The sequence below is a fragment of the Klebsiella sp. 1SOBk10mer genome, assembly GCF_046602535.1.
Lineage (GTDB): Bacteria > Pseudomonadota > Gammaproteobacteria > Enterobacterales > Enterobacteriaceae > Klebsiella > Klebsiella quasipneumoniae.
Window position 1 is genome coordinate 1 of the sequence record NZ_JBKIUP010000049.1, and the last position, 1,391, is coordinate 1,391.

1 protein-coding gene is annotated in these 1,391 nt (G+C 50.8%); it reads right to left on the reverse strand.

The window, feature by feature from the left end; genetic code table 11:
- Positions 1-279: 279 nt before the first annotated feature.
- Positions 280-1,305: an IS110 family transposase gene (locus ACLH1I_RS26520; protein WP_001101446.1), complete on the reverse strand. Its 1,026-nt coding sequence runs from the start codon at positions 1,303-1,305 to the stop codon at positions 280-282.
- Positions 1,306-1,391: the final 86 nt, after the last annotated feature.

Sequence of the window (1,391 nt, forward strand, 5' to 3'; positions counted from 1 at the left end):
ATTTATTCATAGATGGTCGCCTCCTGTTTGCCAAGCTAAATATGTTGTGGTGGCTTTACTGGTCATCGATTGCAGCCATAGATCCGGACTTTGCCGAGGTGATGTAAAATACCTCTGTCCCTGATGGAATACGCTGATGGAGGCCTCTATCAACAAAGCGCTCTTTCAGGAGCCTTGAATAAACCGGGTTTTCCCCATCGCGGTCTGACCTGTCTTGCCATCACTTCATGCTTGCCTGGGCAATCGGTGGTGTTGTTTCTGTCTTACTGATTAAGCAACTTAAGCGCTTATTATTGGTGCACAATACTCCCGCTCTTTGGCCAGGAGCGCCCACACAGTCCGCGCATTCTTGTTAGCCAATGCTACCGAGGCAATGTTGTTATTCCGGCGCGCCATTAGCTGGTTAGCCCAGCTCGATACGGCATCCTGTTTATGTTTGGCCGACTGCAATACCGCCCTGGCACCATGGATAAGCAAGGTCCTCAAATAGGTATCACCTCGCTTGCTTATCCCGAGCAGGACTTGTTTACCCCCACTGGAGTGCTGACGTGGAACCAATCCGAGCCAGGCAGCCAGTTGTCGGCCATTCTCGAAATTGTTGGCTTTACCAATGGTCGCAATCAGCGCGCTGGCGGTAACAGGGCCAATACCAGGGATCTTGCCGATACGCTGGCAGAGAGCATTTTGCCGATAGCACTGCTCAATCTGCTTGTCGAGTGTAGCGATGACATCGAACAGGTACGCCATGTGGTGCTGTAGTAGACTCAGCTGTGTACGAAACAGGACGGGTAACGGGTTATCCGCATCTTCCACGAGCTCAGGTAATCGTCGCTGTAGCTGCTGGATACCTCGGGGGACGACAATGCCAAATTCGGCCAATAACCCCCTGATTTGATTGGCTTGTGCGGTTCGCTGTTTGATGAAGCTCTGACGACTCCGGTGAAGTGCCAATACGGCTTGCTGCTCAGCGGTTTTGACCGGCACGAACCGCATGTTAGGTCGAGTGACGGCTTCACAAATAGCTTCAGCGTCTGCAGCATCATGCTTATTGGTTTTAACATAGGGTTTGACGAACTGAGGGGCCATCAGTTTGACATTATGGCCCATCGATATCAGTTTATTGGCCCAGAAATGAGCAGATGCACAGGCCTCCATGCCGATCAAACAGGGTGGGATGTTGGCAAAAAAGGAGGCCATTTGTGCCCGTCTGAGTTGTTTGTTGAACAACCGTTTTCCGTGCTCGTCAACCCCATGGATCTGGAAAACGTTTTTTGCCAAATCGATTCCAATAGTTTTAACGTTCATGATAGCAGCGCTCCGTTCAATGAGTGACGATTTATCGTCCCACTGTGGCACAAGAGATGGGAGGCGACCATTCCATTAACAAAGCC